The organism is Alteromonas sp. OM2203, assembly GCF_048517045.1.
Taxonomy (GTDB): domain Bacteria; phylum Pseudomonadota; class Gammaproteobacteria; order Enterobacterales; family Alteromonadaceae; genus Alteromonas; species Alteromonas gracilis.
The window spans coordinates 3,305,799-3,321,434 of record NZ_CP183209.1; the positions used below are offsets into that span (position 1 = coordinate 3,305,799).

Genomic DNA, 15,636 nt, shown 5'->3' on the forward strand with positions numbered 1-15,636 from the left:
CGACGGAAGAAGAAATGGCAATAATAAATTTTGGCTCTATAAATATTGACCACGTTTATCAGGTAGATCACTTTGTTCAACCTGGTGAAACATTAGCTTCAACCCATTACCAAACCTTGTTAGGCGGTAAGGGTGCAAACCAGTCCATAGCTCTAGCGCAAGCAGGTGCAGACGTTCGACACGTCGGCAGCATTCACGAGAACGACGCCTCATTTAAACAAGCACTTATTAAAAAAGGTGTGGATTGTCGTGGCGTAAAGTGTTCCGAAGTCCCTTCTGGTCACGCGATTATTCAAGTTACCCCTAGCGGCGAAAATGCCATCGTACTTTTTGGTGGTGCAAACCAAACCATAGATGCGAAAACCGTAATGCAGGCGCTAGACGACACACGCCCTTCAGACTGGGTGCTTACTCAAAACGAAACGAGCAGTATTGAAGAAGTACTTCGCCAAGCTAAAGAGAAGCAGCTTAAAGTGGCTTTTAACCCTGCCCCTATGAGCGAGTCGGTCAAACAATTACCACTCGACTGCGTAGATTTACTTATTGTAAATGAAACAGAAGCAGCTGCGATTACGGGTAAAGAAGAACTTGAAGATATTGTGACCGTATTTAAAGAACAATGGTCACATTGTGAGGTTATAATTACGCTAGGAAAAGCAGGCGTAATGATGCTTCGTAAAAGCGACGTTATTGAAGTTAAAGCGTTCTCTGTTGACGCTGTCGACACTACCGCAGCGGGTGATACCTTCATAGGGTATTTCCTTTCAGCTTATTGTAATCATACTGATGCAAAACAAGCATTACGCCGTGGCTGTGCAGCTTCTGCAATTGCAGTAACGCGAGAAGGTGCCGCGCAAAGTATTCCAACACAAAAAGAAGTGGATCGTTTCTTAGCGAAACACGCCAATTAGCAAGACGCATTGAGATAATTTGATGACACATAAAATCATATTAGATACAGATCCGGGCATTGATGATGCGATGGCGATATTCTTCGCATTTCAATCACCAGATATTGAAGTCCTAGGTTTAACCACTGTTTTTGGTAATGTTCCAGTAACTATGGCGGCACAAAACGCGCTAACTCTGTGCGAAATTGCCGGTAAAGACATTCCTGTTACCAAAGGTGTTGGTATGCCTTGGGTAGGTCCAGAATCTACTTACGCTCACTTTGTACATGGTGAGTACGGCTTTGGACATATTAAGCCAGAAGCGCCTAAAACTGAGTTAGACCCGCGTAGCTCAGCCCAGTTCATCGTAGATATGGCCCGCAAGTATCCAGGCGAGATTACTATTGTCGCTATAGGTCCACTTGGCAATCTAGCACTTGCTTTGCGTCTTGAACCTGAACTGCCGAAGTTAGTGAAAGGCGTCAGTATTATGGGCGGCGCCGCATTTGTACCTGGCAACGTCACCCCTGTTGCTGAAGCCAATATTTGGAACGACGCAAACGCTGCTGAAATCGTATTTGCTGCAGACTGGGAACTGACCATGTTCGGTCTTGACGTGACTAACTTCACACCTTTCTCACCTGAGTTCGTAGAAAAACTTGAAGATAAAAACAATACCCTTGGTGGGTTTGTTAAAGAAAGTGCACAGTTCTACATGGACTTCTACTCACAGAACCGTGAAGACCGCGTTTGTTTCTTCCATGATGCATTCCCTATTGCACATCTTCGTCACCCTGAGCTGTTTGAACTGACAGAAGGTCATGTTCGCGTTGGTACAGGCACGCTAGATAGAGGGCAAACCGTTGTGGCTCCAAAAGGAACGACGCCTAGCCCGCTGTGGAATGAGGCAAATACCATCAAAGTTGCAACTAAAGTTGACCATCAAAAATTGGAACAATTATTCATAGATACCTATGCTCTATGATATCTTTAAGGGATTGTTTATATACAATCCCTTTTTATTTAAGCGTTAGGTAAAATCTCTATGGAAGTGGCGCCACTCCCCAAAAACGAAGATGAACGTTTAGCGGAGCTATTAAGCTACGATGTCCTCGACACTGAAGCCGAAATACTGTTCGATGAATTAACCGCGCTTGCCTCACAGATATGTGAAACTCCTATCGCCCTTATCAGCTTAATCGACCCAAATAGACAGTGGTTTAAATCGAGGGTGGGCCTTGATGCCGAAGAAACGTCAAGAGAAATAGCGTTTTGTTCCCATGCTATTTTGCAAAAAGACGTGTTTGAAATTCCCAATGCTACCCTAGACAAACGATTCCACGACAATCCCTTAGTGACAGGTGCGCCGGATATACGTTTTTATGCAGGGGCACCACTTATTACTCCGTCGGGTCATGCTATAGGGACTTTGTGTGCAATAGACAAGAAACCTCGCCAACTAACCGATGCTCAAAAAGCTTCACTTCAAACCTTAAGCAAATCGGTAGTGGCACATCTTGAACTTAAGCGAAAGAACAGAGAACTTGAGCGAACCAGCCAATTCAAATCTGATTTCTTGTCTTACATAAGCCACGAAATTAGAACACCGCTTAACGCTATCAATACATTCAGCCACCTACTTGAAAGTGAAGCAAATAAACTGAATCTGCCTAGCACTTTCTCTACGCCTTTATCACATGTATCGCAAAGTGGCGAAAGGCTTCTGGAAATTGTTAATTCTGTCTTAGATATTAACCAGATAGAAGCAGGTAAAATGCGGGTAATGCCACGAACTGTCCGCTTAAACGACTTTTTCACTCACTTATTTTCCCTCACTAAAATTCGCGCGGAAGAAAGCGGTGTCGTATTTAGCACGTCAAGTGAGGCAGCGCTGCCTGAATCTCTATTTTTTGATGACACTAAGTTCGGTCAGGTTGCGCTTAACATACTATCTAACGCAATAAAGTTTACGGCAAAGGATAAATCTGTAAAAGCGCAGGTGAAATACAAAAACGGTAAATTAATTTTTAACGTGATTGATCAAGGTATTGGAATGAGTGAAGAGGACCAGGAGCGACTGTTCACCCCCTTTGAGCGAATGGAAAATGCCCGCAAGATAAGCGGGACGGGTTTAGGCCTTAATATATCAAAGCGCCTTGTCGAATTAATGGACGGCTCAATTAAGGTGAGTAGTAAGTTAAATGCAGGGACACGGGTTAGCGTTTCAATACCCGCCGACTTAATCGGTACTTCTGAGCCCTTTGAATCATCCCCGCGAAGTCTGGTGGCGCAATTAGATATTGATAAATCAGCTAATGTGCTTGTTGTTGAAGATCACTACATTAACCAAGTGGTAATCCAAACATTTTTTGAAAAGTTAGGCGTTCAATTTGCCATTGTGAGTACCGGTGAGGAAGGCGTTGAATATGCAAAGTCTCACCCTGCTGAACTTGTTCTTATGGACTTAAACTTACCGGGTATTCAAGGTGATGAAGCGACAGCTCAAATAAAAAGATTGAGGCCTGAGCTTCCAATTGTAGCCTTAACTGCAGATGTTATTACGAAGCCCGATTATCTTCGAGAAAAAGGCCTAGATGATGTATTAACAAAGCCTATTAACAGTGATGAGCTTATTCGCGTACTCAATCACTTTTTAGCAAAAGAAAAGCAGTAAAATGACAGCGACTAAAGAACGGCTCAAATTGCCAGGTTTACTGCATACGCCCTATAGTTAAATACAAAACCACATTAGAACATGGTCTCAGAACAAATATTGAAATCGCGCACCGCCTTGAGAAAAGAGCTTCGAGAAGCGCGTCGCGCGTTAAGCGCAGTTCAACAGGAAGAGGCCGCACGTGGTATAGCTGAGCAACTACATCGGTTGCCCTTATTAAAACACGCTCGCAATATAGCCGGTTATCTAATAAACGATGGCGAAATCGATCTTGGCCCCTATATTGCTTCGCAGTGGCAAAGCGCCCCTTCAAAACAGTTTGCGCTGCCCGTACTTCACCCCGTTTGCAAAGGTCACTTACTCTTTCTTTTTTACTCCAGCCATACTGCACTGGTGAAGAACAAGTATAAAATCAAAGAGCCTGCACTATCCTGTCAAAACGTACTTCCAACGTCACAATGTGACGTTATTCTTATGCCTTTGGTTGGATTTGATATTAAGGGAAACCGACTAGGCATGGGGGGCGGTTACTATGACAGAACACTAGCGTTTACCCAAACCAAACGGCACTCTCGAGATCAACTATGCCCCAAAAATCCAAAGCTTGTCGGTATTGCTCACGATATCCAAGAGGTTAAATCATTACCTATTGCACCTTGGGACGTGCCGTTAGACGCCATTGTCACGCCTACTAGGACGTTAATTTTCAACAACACTTAATACCCACGATATCAAAATGTGATGACTTATATGTGGGAGCGTTTACGCATATACGTTACACTGCCAAAAACGATAAGCCGGAGAATGACCATGGATCAGAACGCAAAGAAACAAGCCGTAGCCAAAGCAGCCATCGACTATGTTGAGTCTGACAGCATAGTGGGTGTGGGTACAGGTTCTACCGTCAACTTCTTCATTGAAGAACTTGGCAAGATAAAGCATAAAATTGAAGGTGCAGTGTCAAGCTCAGAAGCCTCGACCGAGCGCTTAAAAGCACTTGGTATTGAAGTATTTGAACTTAATGAAGTAAGCAATTTATCTGTTTATATCGATGGAGCAGATGAAGTTACTGAACATAAGCATATGATCAAAGGTGGTGGCGCCGCACTCACTCGCGAAAAAATTGTTGCAGGTGCAGCCACGACTTTTGTCTGTATTGTTGATGAAAGTAAGCGTGTGCCAGTACTGGGCTCCTTCCCACTCCCGGTTGAAGTTATTCCTATGGCTCGCTCTTTTGTTGCTCGCGAGTTGGTCAAACTGGGCGGAGACCCTGAGTATCGTCAAGGCGTTGTGACCGATAATGGTAACGTTATTTTAGACGTGCACAATCTCGAGATATTAAACCCTCGCGAGCTAGAGCAGAAAATTAATAACATTCCAGGTGTAGTAACCAACGGAATTTTTGCGCTGCGCGGTGCTGACATTGTGCTTAGTGCAACGGAAAGTGGCGTCGAAACTTTTAAGTAAACACCATTTGAAATGAGCAAAAAACTTCTATGCAGGTAATGCAGCTAATTACTTTTTTGCGTATATGCAACACCTGCGGTGAAAAGCTAAACAAAAACTGCTTTTAACTTTATACGTTTTCTGTTAATTTCCGTTTGGACGTCTAGATGTCTTTTAAAGAAAGTAGGTATTCTTGTTCCTCGAAGCCATTGGCTTCGACCAAAAACAAAACCGACGGAATTAAAAGCGTGGTGGCGCTAGATTTCAGACCAAAAACAGCTTCGATACGTGAGACGAGAAATACTAAGCTGCAATACCGTTAGAAGCCTTTAACAAACGTCTGAAGCACGTGTTTTAGTGATTCAAGTAAACCAAATTACATCAGTGAGAGATAGCGAGTTCATGAGCAAAGTTTCATTAGAGAAGGATAAGATCCGAATTTTGTTGTTAGAAGGTGTTCACCAGAGTGCCTTAGAAACACTTCAAAGCAATGGGTATAGCAACATTGAATTTCTCAAGACCTCTCTTCCAGAAGATGAGTTAATCGAGAAAATCAAAGACGCTCACTTTGTAGGTATTCGCTCGCGCACGCAAATTACAGAGAAAGTGGTTGATGCTGCGCAAAAGCTAGTGGCCATTGGCTGTTTCTGTATTGGCACAAACCAGGTTGATCTTGAAGCGACACAGCGCCGCGGCATCCCAGTATTTAATGCGCCATTCTCGAACACACGTTCAGTAGCAGAATTAGTGCTTGGACAAATTATTCTTCTACTTCGCCAAGTACCTAGCAAAAACGCGAAAGCACACCGTGGAGAATGGGAAAAAACGGCCGTTGGCTCATATGAAGCGCGTGGTAAGACATTAGGCATCATTGGTTATGGCCACATTGGAACGCAGCTTAGTATTCTTGCTGAACACCTTGGTATGCGCGTTCAATTTTTCGATATTGAAGACAAACTTGTATTAGGTAACTCGGCTCAAGTGAAGTCACTAGAAAAGCTACTTAACACATCTGATGTTGTATCGCTGCATGTTCCTGAAACGCCTCAAACTCAAGACATGATTGGCGAAAAAGAGCTGTCACAAATGAAAAAAGGCAGCATTCTTATTAACGCATCTCGTGGTACTGTGGTTGATATTGATGCGCTTGCAAAGGCACTGGAGAGCGGACAACTCAACGGCGCGGCAATTGACGTATTCCCTGTTGAGCCGAAATCTAATACGGAAGAATTTGAATCGCCACTTCGCGCGTTCGATAATGTCATTCTTACTCCTCACGTAGGTGGAAGCACGCAGGAAGCACAAGAAAATATCGGTATAGAAGTCGCTGGAAAACTCGCGAAATACAGCGACAACGGCTCTACGCTGTCGGCAGTTAACTTCCCTGAAGTTTCGTTACCGGAACATACGGGTCGTTCGCGCCTGCTTCATGTACACAAAAACCAGCCTGGTATTCTTACTCAAATTAACCAAGCATTTGCAGAGAAAGGCATCAACATCGAAGCTCAGTATCTACAAACAAATTCAGAAATCGGTTACGTGGTTGTTGATGTACAAGAAGACCGCGGCTATGAAGCCCTCGCTGAACTACAACAAATTGACGGTACAATCAAAACACGTATTCTTCACTAGAAACGATAGCAACAACACCTTGATGATACATCTACTGCAAGGTGTCTTTTACAAAAAAACGCTGCATGTTATGCAGCGTTTTTTTTAACTTTCATATCTAGAAGCATTGAAAGACAGCTCATTTTTAACTGCCCTTGTACCCTCAAGTCTGGCTTAAAAGAAATTGTAAACCAGGCTTACTGCGGTCTCTGTATCTAACTTCTCAACATCGTCTTCAACATTAGTGTTGTGGTCAAGTTTGAAAGACAAACGCATGGATAGGTTGCCGCTAATCGTTGCGGTAAGCGCTGATTCAGCGCGAGATTTAGTATTGTCAGAACCTACTTCCGTACTCACTGTTTGTGTGAACTTAGCGGTATCTGAAATTTTCCACGAATAGGCTGAAGATGCACGAACAATAACGCTATCTAAGTTTTCACCGTCTTGTGTTTCAATAAACGAGTAACCAGGACCGATTGAATATTCAAGGGTATGGCGTTTAGTCTCTAATACCTTTTGGTTCCAACCAGCAGCGATAGTAGATTGGTAATTAAAGTTACTGAAACGGTCGTCTTCGTATGATGCAAAGCCGAATAAACGATTATCTGGGTTTTCTAACTTGTAGTTACCCTGTGCTGAACCGAAGAACTTTTGTGCTGACGTGAATTCAATATCTTCTCCATCATCACCTTCTACTGTCTCTTGCTTGTAAAGACCTTTAAGAACGTAATCGTTACTCCAACTTTCAAGCTCCTGATGCGCTTGAATACCTGCACTGATTGACGTGGTTTCAGTGTTACCTGAGGTTGATATGAAGCCCAATTCACCTTCCATTGTAAAAGGCTTAACTTCATCATCTTGAGCGAAAACGGCTGGAGAAAGAGAAACTGCAATTAAAGATGCAAGCACTTGCTTTTTCATTGAACAATCCTATTGATTATCGGTCCATTAGTCGTACACGACACCTTTGGTACTGCAAGGCGGTACAACGCGAATTTTAACGTAGTCTGTTAGAAGGCATTGCAAAGTAGCAGCTACCATTATCGATGTGCTGCGCAGTTTACATTTTCATCCTTTCTAGTCAATGCGGAATAGACAAAAAGCCGGTTTCACTAGCGAAATTTAAACTAATTACCTAAAAAAACTGGTACACCAAGGCAACTGATGTCTCCGTGCTGAGCGCAGCGACGTCTTCTGGCGTGTCGGTTTCGTGACTTAATATAAATGACAATTTCATTGCTAATGAACCGAACACGTTCGCGGAAAGCGAGGTTTCGGAGCGAGATTTGGTATTCTCTTCACCTGCTTCAGTGCTTACAAACTGCCTTAGTTTGGCACCCGAACTCCAATGGTATTTATACTCAGCTGAAGCGCGCACAATAATGCCGTCATTTATAAGGCTATCGTTATCTTCCTCTGCCTCAATGAAGGTGTAACCTGGCCCCACGCTATAGCGAAATTCACTGTCTTCGTTGCGCCAAACGCGCTGCGACCAACCCGCCGCCAGCGAGGCTCGATGGTCGTATCCGGTAAATTTGTCATCTTCAAGATCGCCATACATGAAAAGACGGCGACCAGGGGTTAGAAGTTTATAGTCGAATTGGGCACTGGTATAAAATCGCTGAGCACTGATATCACGCTGCGTATTCGCTCTTCCGCTCTCCTTGTAAAGCAGTTCAGCAAAATAAACACTGCTCCAGTTTTCAGTTTCATGATCAGCATTCACCGCTGCTTTCACACTGGCAGCAGATGTATTACCGGTGTTAACTAATACACCAAGCTCGCCATCGAGAGTAAAACGGGGAATTTCATCGTCAGTGTCAGGAGTAAAGTCGGCATGATAGAGCGTTTCGATTAGATCTCTGGCCTTTACTGAAGCGCACACGCTTAAAAAGAAAACAGCAATAGCTATGCTTAGCAGGATTTTCATGAACATAATCTGATTTACGTTAAGCTTTTATAGTTCTTAGATTACGTCTTAAAACGACGCTTGTTATTCCAATCCTATGGAGAGCTTTCAACGTTCTTGCAGTATATCGATGAAGTAACGGGGTTTTATTATTAAAGCTCAGTTAATAAGTGAAGCAATTTTTACTGTTTCTTGCTCAGCGTAATCAATTGAATTACTTATTACTTCCATGTCGAGACTTAACGTATTGGCTATTTCTGGCGTAAAAAGTTCAATATTTGCGTAATTTTCTTTATCTAGCTGACTAAACGTTATTCGATTAGCCAATGCCAGCACACAAACATCCACGTCAGACGCGTACTTCGCCTCATCATTCATGAAGGATACAGGGTAGTACAAGCCAATAGGTAAGTGCCAATTTTCGAGTATGATACCGCTGCATTGCGCAAACGTAAAACCGAAATGCGTTAACTGGTCAATATGTGGTAATTCTTCCTTTTCAGCATTCTGATAATTGTAGTAACGCTGAGGCTCTTTCTTTGCCACTACCAATTCGCTTAGGTTTTGAAGAATACCCATAACAAAGAAACGTTCCGCGCCGCGAACATTAAGTCGCATTGCAAGGCTTTTCGCGAGCATGCCGCAGTAAACCGATTGATACCAATGTTTATCTAGTTTAATAAGAATATTGTCAAAGTGCTTGAAAGCCGTTGTGGCCGTTTCAGCCATGACCAAATTGTAAAGCGCTTCTCCACCGATAACGCTTATGGCTTTTGACACTGTCTCAATTTGGGATGGGAAACGAAATAAAGAGCTGTTCGCTAAACGCAGTACTTTAGCAGTTAGCGACGCGTCTGCACTGATAAGCTGACCGATATCTTCAGCGCTAGAACGGGGGTCGTCAAGCGTAGCACGCAGCCTCACGCAAATATCGGGCAACGTAAATGATTTCGCGGCAAAGGCAACATACTTATCTAACGACATGTATTAAATCTCAGTCTCTTTTAATTTTTAACTTATCTATGACGGCGAATCGAACAAGGGGTACTGTTGTTCCCTCTCCTCGCCTTGCTCAACTTGGGCCTTACGCTTCTTAGCCAGTACGGCTTTTTTGCGCCGTACACATGCACTGATTATTTTCCGTTTGGTAGCGTCATCTACCTTAAGCCAATAAAGACGCTCATCCCGGCTTCGAAAACATCCTTTACAAAAACCTCGTGGACCAGACTCACAGACACCAACACAGGGGCTAGGAATTTCAAAAAATTCCAGTTGCTGAGCGTGCGTTTTTGGGTCTGTCATCTCAGACGTTCCACCTTCTTAGTAGCAGGCTTTAGATAGTACGGCACTGACAAGGATTAAACCCCATTAGCATGCATCAAACCAGTAGACATTAGCAGTAAGTTAAGTAAATATTTTATTAAACAAACACAAAAAGGTTTATTTTTTAAACTACAAGGCTTGAGCGTGTGCTCTTTGCGTCAGCATCAGCGATGTATAATGCATAATGCAGTACAAAAGTCTTCACACTCTCCTCGTACCTAAAGCATAACATGAATATTAGTCTACAAGCGTGTATTCAATGGTGGAAACAACTCGAACTTTCTTAATATGAGGGTGGTGGCTATCCCGGCTTGATATACTGAACTGCCCTTGATTAGCACGCTTTATCTTTCCCAACGTACTGTTTGAGTCTGAGGCAAACTTTTCCGCAACTTCACGAGCATTTAACGTAGCCTCTTCAATCATCGCCGGCTTCACATCATTTAATCGAGTAAATACATAGTCAGGCTGTGCGCGGTAACTTTGATCTGATAGCACAATACCGGTTTTGATTAATTCACCAATTTGCTGCATTAATTCACGTACTTTTTCTACCTCATTGGAAAAAACCGTTACCGTTTGAATTGCACTGTAGCGAAACGGCGCCCTTTCACCGCTCCCGTATTGTTGCGCAAGTTTGTCGTTAATTTCAGGCTTGCCGATGGCTACACTCTCAACAGGAATACCTTTTTCCTTTAGAAAATCGGCTACCTTGATGCTGTTTTTCTCGATATTTTCATACAGCTGGGGTAAGTCATTTCCTGCGTCGACAAACTGAATAGGCCAAATCACTTGGTCAGCGATGTATTCTCGCTCTGACAATCCTTTGACGGTAACTACCCTATCCCACGTTTGCATATCGTTCATAGCAGACGATACCTGGACGCCAAGTAAAGACACCGCAATCACCATGCCCAGCGCCATTACTATTGCTGCACCTATTTTCATTAGAGTCTCCAATTATCTGTTGTACTTTTTAACTTGGTGTTAAGAATGTAGTGAAATATAAGCATTTAAATAATGCAATACGAGATAAAAGCTGACCAATGGTGGCAAAAAAAAGGCCACTCAAACGAGTGGCCTAAAGAGCCCCTTAAGAGGGCAACGCTTGGGTAGTCGGGAGAGTTAACCTTTACGTTTCAGTAAATAATAAAATACAGGGGTAAGAATTAAGCCAAAGAAGGTTACGCCAATCATGCCTGAGAATACGGCAACCCCCATCGCCTGGCGCATCTCTGCACCAGCGCCGGTAGAAATAACCATAGGCAACACCCCCATAATGAAGGCAATTGATGTCATTAAGATTGGGCGTAAACGTAAGCGGCTTGCCTCTTTAATGGCAGAAAGTGCGTCCATTCCGCTGTCTTGCAATTCCTTGGCAAACTCCACAATAAGAATGGCGTTCTTCGTAGCAAGGCCGACCAATACAATCAAGCCAATTTGAGTGAAAATATTATTGTCGCCACCGTAAATTTGCACGCCTATTAAGGCACTTAACAACGTCATTGGCACAATGAGAATAATCGCTAGTGGTAAACGCAAGCTCTCATATTGCGCCGCCAACACCAAGAACACCAAAAGCACAACCAGTGGGAATACGAAGGCTGAAGCATTACCTGCCAGTATTTGCTGATACGTTAGCTCGGTCCATTCATAGGTCATTCCGAGCGGCAAGGTTTCAGCCAATACTTCTTCAATGGCCGCTTTCGCTTGGTCTGACGAATAGCCAGGCGCTGGGGCACCGTTGATTTCGGCGGTAACGTAGCCATTGTAGTGCATCACTCGGTCTGGACCGGCGCTATGTTGAACGTCTAGGAATGAGCCTAGCGGTATCATTTCACCTTGGCTATTTCTAATTTTAAACTGGGTAATGTCACCAATTTCCTGACGATATTGAGCATCTGCCTGAACATTAACTTGATAGGTTCTGCCAAACAAATTGAAGTCATTAACATACAGCGAGCCCAAATAGGCTTGAAGCGTGGTAAACAAGGTATCGATGTTTACCCCTTGGCTTACCGCTTTTTCACGGTCTACATCTACATCTAGCTGCGGTACAGCTACAGTAAAGCTTGTGAATGAACCTGTTAGCGCTGGGTGCGCCCACGCTTTACCGATGACTTCTTGGGTTACACGCTCTAGCTCTTCAAATCCTAAATTACCTCTGTCTTCCACTTGCAAGCGGAAGCCACCAATAGTGCCTAGCCCCATTACCGGTGGTGGTGGGAAAATAGCGACATAAGCCCCTTTAATCGAGCCAAACTGCTGATTGAGTTTTGCGGCAATGGCACCTGCAGATAATTCTGGCGACTGTCTTTCACTAAAAGGCTTAAGCGGGGTAAATAAAATTCCAGAACTTGGGCTATTAGTAAAACCGTTAATATTTAAGCCAGGAAACGCTACAGCGTCTGACACGCCCGGGTGTTCCATGGCAATGCGGGACATTTCGCGAATGACTTCTTCGGTTCTGTCTAAGCTTGCCGCATTAGGCAGTTGTGCAAAGGCTACTAAGTATTGCTTATCTTGACCTGGCACGTATCCGGTAGGCGTAGTCGCAAATTGATTATACGTAAGTGCGATAAGCCCCGCATACAACACCAACACAATACCACTTTTACGAATTAAGCCGCCAACCGCCCCGGTGTATTTTTTCGAACCACGCTCGAATACCCGGTTAAATGGCGCGAATACAAAACGACCAAACACTTTATCCATAGTGCGAGTTAGCCAATCATTGGCTTTACCGTGAGGTTTCAATAGTAGAGCAGATAAAGCAGGGCTAAGTGTTAACGAGTTAATCGCAGATATTACGGTCGAAATAGTGATAGTAAGCGCAAACTGCTTATAGAACTGCCCGGTCAGGCCGCTCATAAAAGCCGTTGGTATAAATACAGCAGCCAATACCAGCGTAGTAGCAATAATCGGCCCAGTCACTTCTTTCATTGCCTGAACGGTTGCGTCGAATGGCGACTTACCTTCAGCGATATTTCGCTCTACGTTTTCAACTACAACAATGGCGTCGTCGACCACGATACCAATTGCTAGTACCAAGCCAAACAGCGACAAGGCATTAAGTGAGAACCCCATGAGCTGCATGAAAGCAAAGGTGCCCACTAATGATATGGGTACTGCAACTAACGGAATAATAGACGCACGCCATGTTTGAAGAAACAGCACAACCACCAGTACAACAAGCAATACAGCTTCAAACAGGGTATCAACCACTGCTTCAATGGAGCCACGCACGAATACCGTTGGATCGTAGACTATGTCGTACTCCAGGCCATCTGGAAACATTTTAGACAGCTCGGCCATACGTGCTCGCACATCATCTGAAATCTGAATAGCGTTCGAGCCAGGTGCCTGGAAAATCGGAATAGCTGCTGCCGGGTTATTGTTTAACAGCGAACGCAACGCATAGTTGTCAGCACCTAGCTCAATGCGTGCAATATCTTTTAAGCGAGTAATTTCACCGTTTTCGCCCGACTTAACAATGATATTTTCAAATTCAGCTTCGTCTTTTAACCGTCCGCGAACATTGATAAGCAGCTGAAATTCACTGGTTCCTGTTGGCTGCGCGCCTAGGCTACCTGCCGCCGCTTGCTGGTTTTGGTCCGCAATAGCTGCTGCCACATCGCCAGGGTTTAATTGAAGCGCAGCAAGCTTGTTAGGGTCTAGCCAAACACGCATACTGAATTCACCTGCGCCGAATAAACGCACTTGCCCTACCCCGTTAATGCGCGCCAGCTCATCTTTCACGTTCTGGTCAGCATAGTTAGACAGGTAAAGCATGTCGTAACGATTATCGGGCGACGTTAAGTGCACCACCATGGTTAAATCTGGCGAAGACTTTTCGGTAACTACGCCTAGTCGCTGCACTTCCTGCGGCAGTCGTGGAGTAGCACGATTAACACGGTTTTGTACTAAAGTAGTCGCATCATCTGGATCGGTTCCAATAGCGAAGGTGATAGTGAGCGTCATACGACCGTCGCTTGTCGCCTGCGAGGACATATACAGCATATCTTCAACACCGTTTATCTCTTGCTCTAGCGGTGTTGCAACGGTTTCAGCAATGACTTCTGGATTAGCGCCAGGATAACTTGCAGTTACCACAACAGTAGGCGGCACGACTTCTGGGTATTCGGTAATTGGCAACTGCCATACCGCAATGGCGCCACCAATAAAGATAAGTAGTGAAAGCACGCCCGCAAAAATCGGGCGGCTAATGAAAAACTGCGATATGTTCATTACTTAAGACCTGCCGTCGCTGTACTCGAGGTAAATGAACCACCAGATAGAACATCTTCAACCTGCGCCATGTTTTGAGCGACTTGTGATGCATTATCAACGCGGGCCTGCCAGTTAGATAAGTTTGCTAGCGCATCTTCATCCCCCATAGGCACTTCGTTAGCAGCCACTTGTGCACCAGGGCGTACTCGCTGTAAACCGTCAACTACGATAGTGTCGTTGGCATTTAGGCCGCTAGTGATAATGCGCATGCTGCCCACTTTGTCACCAAGCTTAACCGCGCGATATTCAACCTTACTTTCGTCGTTAACCACCAATACATACTTGTTGTTAAGGTCTGTACCAATAGCTTTTTCTTTAATGAGAATACCCTGTTCGTCTGTATCTCCCGCAAGTTTAAGGTGCGCAAACAAGCCAGGAATTAAACGGCCATCTTCGTTATTAAATACGGCGCGAACGCGAAGTGTGCCAGTGCTGCCGTTCACTTGGTTGTCGATAAAATCAATCTGCCCCCAGTGGTTGTAGTCCGATTCATTTGCTAGACGCATCCCTACTGGCTGCTCGCTTACTGCCGTTGATGCTTTTTTATTGCCGTTTGAATTATCACTTAAATAATTTAAGTAAGTCTGCTCATCAATATCGAAATACGCATAAAGTCGATCGGTAGAAACAATACGAGTGAGTTCTGTTTGACCTGCGGTAACAAAGTTACCTTCCGTGATATTGGCACGAGATATACGGCCTGAGATAGGCGCTTCAACTCGGGCAAACCCGCGGTTTAAGCGCGCCACTTCAAGTGCGGCTTGTGTTTGATTTAAGCTTGCTAGTGCTTGATTCTTTTCTGCTAGGCGAGCGTCAAGCACCTCTTCAGATACCGCTTGGGTTTTACGTAGTTTGAATGCGCGGTTGTAGTTTTGCTCAGCAAGCTGAACACGGCTTTTCGCTTCTTCAAGCTGTGCGGTCAGACGGTCTACTTCCGCTTTGAACGTACGGTTATCAATCAAGAACAAGGTCTGACCTTGCTTTACATACTCACCTTCATCAAACGCAACAAAGTCGATATAACCCGATACGCGTGGACGAAGTGCAACAATGTGTGGCGATTCTAAACGGCCTGTGAAGTTATCCCATTCGGTTAAACGTTGAGATACTACGGTGGCCACATCAACAGGCACACCAGTATTTGCACTGGTACTCATAGATTGACCTTGATCCTGCTTGCCACCGCATGCAGCGACTAGCGCAGTTAGGCTGACTATTGCCAATAAACGGGTAAAAGTTTTCATCGCAAGATTCTCTAAAAAGTTAAACTAAAGTTTGATGCCGCGCATTATGCATACCCTCAAAGAATAAAAATAATTATCTTTTTATATGCAACACATCACATGATGTTATATATTAACCCGTAGAGAAATGGCGCATTAAAAGCGTTAATGAAGCGATAAAATTTGGAAAACACAACGTTAAAACAATATTACTAAAGCGTTAACATCAACCGCGTTAGGTAGGCTATTTAAAAGTTCTGAAGTTACGCT

Annotated in this window: 13 protein-coding genes; 6 read left to right on the forward strand and 7 right to left on the reverse strand. The window is 44.1% G+C overall.

Annotation, left to right across the window (positions count from 1 at the left end; translation table 11 throughout):
* Positions 1 to 14 precede the first annotated feature (14 nt).
* From ACM0P2_RS14650 to serA, 6 genes are all read left to right on the forward strand, one after another.
* The gene (locus ACM0P2_RS14650; protein ID WP_105929673.1) at positions 15 to 911 is read left to right on the forward strand and encodes a ribokinase; all 897 of its coding nucleotides are present in this window, start codon (positions 15 to 17) and stop codon (positions 909 to 911) included.
* 22 nt (positions 912 to 933) lie between these two features.
* Positions 934 to 1,875, forward strand: coding sequence for a nucleoside hydrolase (locus tag ACM0P2_RS14655; RefSeq protein WP_105929635.1), 942 nt, complete (start codon positions 934 to 936; stop codon positions 1,873 to 1,875).
* A gap of 60 nt (positions 1,876 to 1,935) precedes the next feature.
* On the forward strand, positions 1,936 to 3,564 hold the full coding sequence (locus ACM0P2_RS14660; RefSeq protein ID WP_159117921.1) for an ATP-binding protein: 1,629 nt from the start codon (positions 1,936 to 1,938) through the stop codon (positions 3,562 to 3,564).
* 99 nt (positions 3,565 to 3,663) lie between these two features.
* Positions 3,664 to 4,284: a 5-formyltetrahydrofolate cyclo-ligase gene (locus ACM0P2_RS14665; protein ID WP_419226746.1), complete on the forward strand. Its 621-nt coding sequence runs from the start codon at positions 3,664 to 3,666 to the stop codon at positions 4,282 to 4,284.
* A 90-nt stretch (positions 4,285 to 4,374) separates the two neighbouring features.
* On the forward strand, positions 4,375 to 5,031 hold the full coding sequence (gene rpiA / locus ACM0P2_RS14670) for a ribose-5-phosphate isomerase RpiA (protein ID WP_105929672.1): 657 nt from the start codon (positions 4,375 to 4,377) through the stop codon (positions 5,029 to 5,031).
* Positions 5,032 to 5,412: 381 nt separating this feature from the next.
* Positions 5,413 to 6,642 carry a phosphoglycerate dehydrogenase gene (gene serA, locus ACM0P2_RS14675; protein WP_159117919.1) on the forward strand — a complete coding sequence of 410 codons (1,230 nt, stop codon included), beginning with the start codon at positions 5,413 to 5,415 and terminating at the stop codon, positions 6,640 to 6,642.
* 153 nt (positions 6,643 to 6,795) lie between these two features.
* Here serA and ACM0P2_RS14680 read toward each other — a convergent pair whose 3' ends face one another.
* The 7 genes from ACM0P2_RS14680 to ACM0P2_RS14710 all read right to left on the reverse strand — a co-directional run bounded on the left by ACM0P2_RS14680 (position 6,796) and on the right by ACM0P2_RS14710 (position 15,387).
* Positions 6,796 to 7,542 (reverse strand): DUF481 domain-containing protein, encoded by a 747-nt coding sequence (locus tag ACM0P2_RS14680; RefSeq protein ID WP_419226747.1) that lies wholly within the window; start codon positions 7,540 to 7,542, stop codon positions 6,796 to 6,798.
* A gap of 214 nt (positions 7,543 to 7,756) precedes the next feature.
* Positions 7,757 to 8,557, reverse strand: coding sequence for a DUF481 domain-containing protein (locus tag ACM0P2_RS14685; protein ID WP_159117917.1), 801 nt, complete (start codon positions 8,555 to 8,557; stop codon positions 7,757 to 7,759).
* Between the two features lie 132 nt (positions 8,558 to 8,689).
* Positions 8,690 to 9,514, reverse strand: a complete 825-nt coding sequence (locus ACM0P2_RS14690) for an HDOD domain-containing protein (RefSeq protein ID WP_419226748.1) — start codon at positions 9,512 to 9,514, stop codon at positions 8,690 to 8,692.
* Between the two features lie 36 nt (positions 9,515 to 9,550).
* Positions 9,551 to 9,832, reverse strand: a complete 282-nt coding sequence (locus ACM0P2_RS14695) for a DUF1289 domain-containing protein (RefSeq protein ID WP_159117915.1) — start codon at positions 9,830 to 9,832, stop codon at positions 9,551 to 9,553.
* 258 nt (positions 9,833 to 10,090) lie between these two features.
* Positions 10,091 to 10,801 carry an SIMPL domain-containing protein gene (locus tag ACM0P2_RS14700; protein ID WP_173359101.1) on the reverse strand — a complete coding sequence of 237 codons (711 nt, stop codon included), beginning with the start codon at positions 10,799 to 10,801 and terminating at the stop codon, positions 10,091 to 10,093.
* Between the two features lie 177 nt (positions 10,802 to 10,978).
* Positions 10,979 to 14,101 (reverse strand): efflux RND transporter permease subunit, encoded by a 3,123-nt coding sequence (locus ACM0P2_RS14705; RefSeq protein ID WP_159117913.1) that lies wholly within the window; start codon positions 14,099 to 14,101, stop codon positions 10,979 to 10,981.
* The gene (locus tag ACM0P2_RS14710; RefSeq protein WP_159117912.1) at positions 14,101 to 15,387 is read right to left on the reverse strand and encodes an efflux RND transporter periplasmic adaptor subunit; all 1,287 of its coding nucleotides are present in this window, start codon (positions 15,385 to 15,387) and stop codon (positions 14,101 to 14,103) included. The genes ACM0P2_RS14705 and ACM0P2_RS14710 overlap by 1 nt, the downstream gene beginning before the upstream one ends.
* Positions 15,388 to 15,636 lie beyond the last annotated feature (249 nt).

Bases quoted from the DNA above. Each gene is read 5' to 3' on its own strand.
- rpiA (WP_105929672.1), top strand. From the start codon at position 4,375: ATGGATCAGAACGCAAAGAAACAAGCCGTAGCCAAAGCAGCCATCGAC.
- ACM0P2_RS14700 (WP_173359101.1), bottom strand. From the start codon at position 10,801: ATGAAAATAGGTGCAGCAATAGTAATGGCGCTGGGCATGGTGATTGCG.
- ACM0P2_RS14690 (WP_419226748.1), bottom strand. From the start codon at position 9,514: ATGTCGTTAGATAAGTATGTTGCCTTTGCCGCGAAATCATTTACGTTG.
- ACM0P2_RS14710 (WP_159117912.1), bottom strand. From the start codon at position 15,387: ATGAAAACTTTTACCCGTTTATTGGCAATAGTCAGCCTAACTGCGCTA.
- ACM0P2_RS14660 (WP_159117921.1), top strand. From the start codon at position 1,936: ATGGAAGTGGCGCCACTCCCCAAAAACGAAGATGAACGTTTAGCGGAG.
- ACM0P2_RS14655 (WP_105929635.1), top strand. From the start codon at position 934: ATGACACATAAAATCATATTAGATACAGATCCGGGCATTGATGATGCG.
- ACM0P2_RS14685 (WP_159117917.1), bottom strand. From the start codon at position 8,557: ATGTTCATGAAAATCCTGCTAAGCATAGCTATTGCTGTTTTCTTTTTA.
- ACM0P2_RS14705 (WP_159117913.1), bottom strand. From the start codon at position 14,101: ATGAACATATCGCAGTTTTTCATTAGCCGCCCGATTTTTGCGGGCGTG.
- ACM0P2_RS14695 (WP_159117915.1), bottom strand. From the start codon at position 9,832: ATGACAGACCCAAAAACGCACGCTCAGCAACTGGAATTTTTTGAAATT.
- ACM0P2_RS14650 (WP_105929673.1), top strand. From the start codon at position 15: ATGGCAATAATAAATTTTGGCTCTATAAATATTGACCACGTTTATCAG.
- ACM0P2_RS14680 (WP_419226747.1), bottom strand. From the start codon at position 7,542: ATGAAAAAGCAAGTGCTTGCATCTTTAATTGCAGTTTCTCTTTCTCCA.
- serA (WP_159117919.1), top strand. From the start codon at position 5,413: ATGAGCAAAGTTTCATTAGAGAAGGATAAGATCCGAATTTTGTTGTTA.